General features: G+C 72.1%; 7 protein-coding genes. 3 read left to right on the plus strand and 4 right to left on the minus strand.

The annotated features are described in order from the left end of the window. Positions 1-87: 87 nt before the first annotated feature. Both ABZ449_RS41450 and ABZ449_RS41455 read right to left on the minus strand, forming a co-directional pair. Entirely contained in the window at positions 88-786 is a 699-nt protein-coding gene (locus ABZ449_RS41450; RefSeq protein WP_360357169.1) for a hypothetical protein, read from the minus strand. A 155-nt stretch (positions 787-941) separates the two neighbouring features. Beyond that, positions 942-2,756: an RICIN domain-containing protein gene (locus ABZ449_RS41455; RefSeq protein WP_360357171.1), complete on the minus strand. Its 1,815-nt coding sequence runs from the start codon at positions 2,754-2,756 to the stop codon at positions 942-944. A gap of 507 nt (positions 2,757-3,263) precedes the next feature. Between ABZ449_RS41455 and ABZ449_RS41460 the strand changes: the two genes are divergently transcribed. The 3 genes from ABZ449_RS41460 (at position 3,264) to ABZ449_RS41470 (ending at position 5,288) form a co-directional block, all read left to right on the plus strand. Beyond that, positions 3,264-3,686 (plus strand): spore-associated protein, encoded by a 423-nt coding sequence (locus ABZ449_RS41460; protein ID WP_360357174.1) that lies wholly within the window; start codon positions 3,264-3,266, stop codon positions 3,684-3,686. Between the two features lie 145 nt (positions 3,687-3,831). After that, positions 3,832-4,257 (plus strand): peptidase M23, encoded by a 426-nt coding sequence (locus tag ABZ449_RS41465; RefSeq protein ID WP_360357175.1) that lies wholly within the window; start codon positions 3,832-3,834, stop codon positions 4,255-4,257. Positions 4,258-4,331: 74 nt separating this feature from the next. Further along, positions 4,332-5,288 carry a hypothetical protein gene (locus tag ABZ449_RS41470; protein WP_360357177.1) on the plus strand — a complete coding sequence of 319 codons (957 nt, stop codon included), beginning with the start codon at positions 4,332-4,334 and terminating at the stop codon, positions 5,286-5,288. Between the two features lie 87 nt (positions 5,289-5,375). Here ABZ449_RS41470 and ABZ449_RS41475 read toward each other — a convergent pair whose 3' ends face one another. Together ABZ449_RS41475 and ABZ449_RS41480 are read right to left on the minus strand one after the other, a co-directional pair. Beyond that, positions 5,376-5,936 carry a hypothetical protein gene (locus tag ABZ449_RS41475; RefSeq protein WP_360357178.1) on the minus strand — a complete coding sequence of 187 codons (561 nt, stop codon included), beginning with the start codon at positions 5,934-5,936 and terminating at the stop codon, positions 5,376-5,378. Between the two features lie 33 nt (positions 5,937-5,969). After that, positions 5,970-6,242, minus strand: a complete 273-nt coding sequence (locus ABZ449_RS41480) for a hypothetical protein (protein ID WP_360357181.1) — start codon at positions 6,240-6,242, stop codon at positions 5,970-5,972. Between the last annotated feature and the right edge of the window lie 345 nt (positions 6,243-6,587).

The following is a 6,587-nucleotide window of genomic DNA, read 5'->3' on the forward strand; positions in this document are numbered from 1 at the left end:
CTTCCGACGCCAGCACCAGGCCCAAGCCAAGATCAGCCACTGGCGCCGACGCGGCTATCCCCAACACCTACAAGTGCCGCTGTAGTACTAGGAGAAGGAGGTGTGCAGGTACCTGACGGTCGGCGTCGCGATCAGCCAGGCCGAGACGGCCAGGCCCAGGGTCACCGGGAAGGACCACTGCACCAGTGTGAGGAGGACGGCGCCCATGGAGGTCACCAGGGCCGTCCCCATGAGCAGGAGCGGCGAGCTGTTCCAGAACTCCGGGTTCCGGCCGGGCAGTCCGTAGGCGGTCACCACCGTGCCCGCGGCGATCAGCAGCACGGCTTCCGCCAGGCGGAGCCAGACGTTCCAGGACAAGGTCAGGGTGCTCACCTCGTGCCCGTCACGGGCGATCCGGACCACCCTGTCCTGCCAGATCTTCAGGTCCACGGCGGCGCCGGGCTCCACGTGCCGGTAGAGGAACTCGTCGACCTCGTACTTCTCCGCCGAGCCCGCCCCGCGTGCGATGTCCAGGTAGTAGCTGGTCCCGTCGTCGACGGAGGACGACACCCACTTCCTGGTGACCTGGCCGCCCTCCAGCAGCAGGCAGTCGGCGTCCGGCCCGGGTGTCGGAGTGCCGCAGACGGGGGCGGTGCGGTAGGCGCCGCCCTCCTCGAAGGCGTCGACGAACAGGACGAAGCCGAGGACGACCAGCGGCAGGCCCGCGAGGACGATCAGGGTGCGTGCGGTACGGGAGTCCCGCCACCGCCGTTTCGGCTTGCTCGGTGTACCCGCCCAGCCGTCCATCGGATCCCCACCCGCCCTACCGCGTCCTCGTGTGACGCACCCCGGTGTTCCCCCGGGCCGCATGCCGGATGATGCCAGGGATGCCCGGCGGGCGCGAGGGAGCCCACCCGGGGGGCCTGCCCGCAGGACAGCCACGCGGCACTCCGATCGGAGCGTTAGCGGAGGGCGCCGTAGGTCCAGTAGTGGTCCGGGTAGTCACCGCACGGGTACTGCGTCAAGGGAGCCTGTGGGGCGCTGCTGCCGTAGGAGACCGCGAGGCACTGGTGGCTCCGGCCGTTGACGAAGCGGTTGCCGTGCGGCCACTTCTCGATCCGCCACGCCTGGCCGGGATCGTTCCGGCACGCCGACTGGATGACGGGGGCGCCGACATCGGTGCTGGAGTCCTGGACGGAGAGGCACAGGGCGCTGTTGTAACTGACGATCTGGTGGTAGGTGTCGCCCTCGGCGTCCGTGTAGGCCTTCCGGGCCTCCCAGAAGTGGTCGGGGAAGTCGCCACAGGGGTACTGATGCACTTCACTGCCCTCGTCCCGAGTGCCGCCGGGCGTCGACACGCACAGCCGGCTGTTGCCGTTCCTGATGGCCACCGGTCCCGTCGGCGGGGTCAACGGGGCACCACCGAGACGGGTGGGGGCGGGGGCCGAGACGGGGGGCACCGGCGGCGGCCCGGACCGGTCGACCGCACCCGGCGACGGCGTGCCGGGTTCCGGCGGAACGCCGACGGCGGTGGACGTGGGCGCGGCCGGCGTTCCCGTGACCGCCGGAGCCGCCGGGGTCGTGCTGCTCGACGTGGTGGCGGACGGTGCGTCGGCTGTCCGCCCGCTCGGGGTCGGTGCCGGTGCCGCCGAGGCCGGGGGGCTGGTCGTCGTCGGCGAGGAGGCCCCCGCGGCCGGGTCGGCCTCCGGCACGGCACGGGCACCGGCTGCCTGCGGGGCCGTACTGACGGGGAAGGGCACACCGGTGCCCACACGCATGCCCACCAGCATCCCGGCCAGCACCAACGCCATGGCCAGGAACGCCCCTGCGGCGCCCTTGGCAACGCCGGTCCGCCGCGTGCGACTTCGTCGAGAAGCCGCAGACCAGTCGATGCGTACCGTCCCGGCGGGCGGGTGGTGGTCCACGGTCCGGACCAGTTCCCCCTCGACGACCCGGGGACCCTCGACACTGCGGGCCACCAGCGCCACCTCCCGGCCCCACTCCGCCAGGGCCTCCCGTACGACCACCAGGTCGCCTTCCACTCCCCGCAGCACCGGCAGGTGCGCCGCGACACCACCGGCCACCGCCTGATCGGCCTCGGGCTGCCGGCCGCCGTCCGTCATGGCCGGCGCGTTCTCCTGATCGCCCAGGACACCGACGGCGGCCCGCTCCCAGTCCGCCGCCGCCTGCCGCACCCGGCGCGCGCTCTCCCGGATGCGACGGACCTCGGTCAGACACCGGGTGGCCTCGAACAAGCGGGACCGCCGCAGCTGCGCGGCGCCCTCGCCGTCCGGTCCCGGCGCGGGCGGCTCCACACGTTCCGCGGCGCCCGCCCCCAGTTCACCCCGGAGTTCGGCCACGATCGCCACCAGCACCCGGATCAGTTCCTCGGCCTCCGCTTCGCCCGCCTCGGCCCGGCGCTGGGCCAGCCGGGCCCGGTCGAGCAGGTGGTGTGCGGTGGGCTCCCCCTCACCGCCCGGTGGGAGCGCTTCGGCGGCCCGGGCGGCTTGCTCGTGGAGGTCACGAGCGCGCTCCAGCAGTACCGCCCGGGCCCGCGGATCGGGTGCGCGGTCGAGGACCAGTTGCTGGAGCAGGTGCCACGGGATGCCCTTCTCCGCGGAGCGGTACTCGCTCCAACTGGTCTTGCCTCCGGGATAGCGCTGAGCGAGCTTGCGCACCGTGGTCCCGCGCGTCAGCTCCTGTACGAACCGGGCCAGGGCGTTCGCCTGCTCGGTCCGGCCCTTGAGCTGTCCCTGCGGGCGTCCAGCACTCCCCATCCACTGCTCCCCTGTCCTGCCTGCGGCCGGCCGAACCGTCCGCAGCACACCCGAGCGTTCCGGACCTTTTGTTGATGCACCATCAAATCTGCCCGCACGGCGCCGTCTCCACCGGGTCTTCGGACAACTTGGCGGGAGAGCCCGCAAGGCTGTCCGGAACGCCCGGTGACCGACGAAGGATCCCGGCCCGGGAGAAGTCGACCAGCGCGGGGCGGACCACTGCGTGCCGACGGGCCGGTCGGGCGATTGTCCGGGGAGAGGGCCGGCCCGGCACGGACAATCCCGGGATGGTCGTGACGCGGACCCCCGGCCGTGTCCATCCGCCCTGCGCCCCTTGTGCTGTCCGCGGCCAATCGGGGTTGTCCGCCACCCACCTGCCCTTAGTCCACTCCTCGTTGATGGACAACCGGAACCGGTTGCACGGTGGAGTCCACAGCGGCCCTTCGGAAAGCGTGGAGGGTCCTGTGACGTCAATCGCCAGGAGTCAAGTCGTACGAAGGAGTTGGGATGTTCCGCAGGAATTCCGCCCGGGCAGCGGCCCTCGCCGTCACGGTCGGCTCGGTTCTGTTCGCCGTACCCGCGGCCGCCAACGCGACCACCACCTACACCCCGCAGGAGGCGTGCGGCTCCGGCTACAACACGATCGCTTCCTTCGACCTGCCGGGCGGCACCTCGACGGTCTACCTGACCTACAACAAGTCGACCGGCAAGAACTGCGTCGCCACCATCAAGAACTCCTTGGTCGGAACCTCGACGTCGACCGGCGCGTACGTGGAGCTGGCGGACGGCAGCCACCGGGAAGAGGGGACGGGGAGCTATCGCTACTACGCCACCGCCTACCTGTACGCAGCCGGGCAGTGCATCTACTACGGAGGTTACGACTACAACTCCGGCGGCTGGTGGGGAACGGGCCCGGGCTGGTGCAGCTGAGCGGCAGCGACAACGGCACGGTAGGACCACCGCAACGGACGGGGGACGGGGCGGCGGGATCCACCGGTCCCTCGAACACGTCGCACCGAAACACGCACGCCCCGGAACGCCCCGCCCCGGGACGTTCGGACACCAGGAGGAGAACATGACGCGACGCATCCTCACCACCCTGCTGCTGGCCGGGACGGTGGCCACCGCGACGCTGGCCGCCTCGCCCGCCGCTCAGGCCGCGGAGAACAACCCGAACTGTCTCGGCGCCAGGGCCTTCTGCCTCTGGTACAACAGCAACCAGAGCGGCTCGGTGGCCGGCTGGGACCTGAGTACCGGCTTCAAGGGCTTCTCCAACCTCGCCAACGCAGGGGCGTTCCTGACGCCCGGAGCCGGACAGGGCACTCCGGTGAAGAACAACGCCGCCTCCGCCACCTACCAGTACTGGGGCCACTGCACCGGCAACGTCCAGGTGTTCTACTACTCCGGCTGGTCGGGGCCCTCGGACACCATCGCGGCCTGCGGCAACGGCAACCTGGTGAACACGAAGAACGAGGACGCCTCGTTCCTCGTCAACGGCTGACCGCACCAGAACCCCTCCGGGCCGTCCGACCTGTCGGACGGCCCGGAGGCATAGAGAGTCGAGGCCACCTCACCATGAAGACACCACGGCTCGCCGCCCCCCTCGCGGTCGTCGGCGCCTGCTGCCTGCTGCTCGCCTCCTGCTCCACGAGCGGCGGGACCGCCACCGGCACCCGACCTGTCTCCGGTGAGGGGAGGCCACCCGGCACGCCCAACACGCCCCGCACGGCCGCCGCCGCCACCGCCGCCACCGCCACCGCCACCGCCGCCGCCGAGGCAGCCACACCCGAGCCAGCCACACCCGAGCCAGCCACCGACGGCCCCGCCGTCATCTCCCTGCCGCTGGACCCGTACTTCCTCCCGCCCGCCGACGAGGCCCGGCTGCACACCGCCTTGGACCGCCTGGTCGCCGACTGCCTGCGAAGCGCCGGCCTCCGACCGCCCGCCCCGGCCGACGCCCACGCCCCCGCACTGGGCCGGTACGAACGGCGCTACGGGCTGACCAGTGCCGCCGGCGCCCGTACCACCGGTTACCACCTGCCCGACCATCCGACCCCGACCCAGGCGCCGCTCTCTCCGGCACAGGTGAACGCCCTCGCCGGCCCGCAGGGCTGCCAGGAATCCGCCGCGCGGCGGATCACCGGCACCACGAGCTACCCGGGAGACCCCTACGTGGTCCGGTCGGCCAACCAGGAGTCCTTCGACCGGTCGGCGGGTGCGCCGGAGGTCGTGGCCGCCGTCACCGCCTGGTCCCGGTGCATGAGACGGTCGGGGTACGACTACGCGACTCCGCTGCGGACCGGGACCTGGCCGTCCGAACGAGCCACCGACGAGGAACGGGCGACCGCCCTCACAGACGTCGCCTGCAAACAGGAGACCGGACTCGTCCGGATCTGGAACGAGGCCGAGGCCACCGTCCAGCGCACCCTGATCCAGCAGAACTCCATCGCGTTCGAGGGCGTTCTGACAGAACGGCGCCGCATGCTCGGCGAGGCTGACGCCGTCCTCGCCCGCCCCGAGCCCGGACCGTAGAACCGCCGCCCGGGCCGAGACGGGGCCCGGGACCGGCACGGCCGCCGTCAGCGCCACTGCCGCTGCCACCGTCCGCCGCCCCGCGCGTCAGCCGGTCGCCGGCCCCGGCCGATGGGTCAGGCGGATCACCGTCGTGGAGTCGACCTTGCGTGCGCCGGCCGAGGTGCCGCACCCGGTGCCGACACTGGTGCCCACGGCGCGCAGCGCGTCACCGGCGAAGCGCGCGCTGTCGGAGGTGACCGCACCGGTGGCGACCAGCGAGGCGGTCCCGGCGGCCTTGATGACGTCGATGTGCTCGAACGAGAGGGTGGAGGTGCCGCCGTCCGCCCAGGTGACGCGGGTGGTCAAGGTGTCGCCGTGCTCGTCGCCGGTGCATTCGGTGCGCGGCAGGGTGACGGTGTGGTCGACGGTCCCGGCGGCGACGGACCTGCCCGTCGGGTCGACACACGTCACGGTGCCGGTCATGTGCAGCGTGTCGGCCTGGGGCGCGTTGCCGCGTACCGGGCCGACCGGCCTGTCGAACGTGCCGTGGAGGGTGCGTACGCAGGTGGCGTCGACCTCGGGCTCGCCGGAGGCGGCGCCGGCGGGAATCGCTGCTTCGAGGAGTGCCACGGCGGTCAGTGCGGCACCGACGAGAACGGGTTTCATGAATCGGTTTTCCCTTGTCGGATTCCGGTAGGACTAATGAGCCTGTGACAGGGCTTCGGTTCCGTACGCGGGAGCCATGGCGGAGATTCCGGTGACAACGAAATCCCGGATCGCCGCCAGGTGGTCGTCACGCCGGACGGGGCCGTCGCGGTCGGTGTCCATGTCCCGCCACACGGCCTCGCGGGCGCGACGGGCCTCGGCGACGACCGGGGCGTGGGCCGGAACCCCCAGGGCCGCGGCCACGCGGTCCACCCGCGCGAGGCATTCCGTCCGGGAGACAATCTGATCGCCATCCAAGTCAAACATTGAGAAAATGCGACGTTTCGCATCATCAGACACAGAATTGCCTTCCGGATTGCTTCCAAGATTACCGAGACCGCACGATACCGACGAATTTCCCGGTTCCCTTCGAGGCGCGCGATCCGGCCGCCTCGGACGAGCGGCCCGAGCGGACACCGGCGGCCCTCGGTGGCCCTCGGCGCATGGAGGCGCGGAGGCACGGGCCCCCGGGCCCGCCCGTCCCTGCGATTCCGCCCACCCCGGCGACGCCGCTAGCAGCCGACCGGATCCCCGGGCCCGGGGCGCTGCGTGTCGCCCTCGGTCAGGTGTCGGGTCACCGTGTCGAGGTCCGTGCCCAGCCGCTGGGCGGCG

The organism is Kitasatospora sp. NPDC005856, from assembly GCF_040629945.1.
In the GTDB taxonomy this organism is placed as follows: Bacteria; Actinomycetota; Actinomycetes; order Streptomycetales; family Streptomycetaceae; genus Kitasatospora.

What these genes read in the sequence shown, in the direction of transcription:
- ABZ449_RS41450 (WP_360357169.1), bottom strand. Translation starts at nt 786, where the DNA reads ATGGACGGCTGGGCGGGTACACCGAGCAAGCCGAAACGGCGGTGGCGG.
- ABZ449_RS41480 (WP_360357181.1), bottom strand. Translation starts at nt 6,242, where the DNA reads ATGTTTGACTTGGATGGCGATCAGATTGTCTCCCGGACGGAATGCCTC.
- ABZ449_RS41465 (WP_360357175.1), top strand. Translation starts at nt 3,832, where the DNA reads ATGACGCGACGCATCCTCACCACCCTGCTGCTGGCCGGGACGGTGGCC.
- ABZ449_RS41460 (WP_360357174.1), top strand. Translation starts at nt 3,264, where the DNA reads ATGTTCCGCAGGAATTCCGCCCGGGCAGCGGCCCTCGCCGTCACGGTC.
- ABZ449_RS41475 (WP_360357178.1), bottom strand. Translation starts at nt 5,936, where the DNA reads ATGAAACCCGTTCTCGTCGGTGCCGCACTGACCGCCGTGGCACTCCTC.
- ABZ449_RS41470 (WP_360357177.1), top strand. Translation starts at nt 4,332, where the DNA reads ATGAAGACACCACGGCTCGCCGCCCCCCTCGCGGTCGTCGGCGCCTGC.
- ABZ449_RS41455 (WP_360357171.1), bottom strand. Translation starts at nt 2,756, where the DNA reads ATGGGGAGTGCTGGACGCCCGCAGGGACAGCTCAAGGGCCGGACCGAG.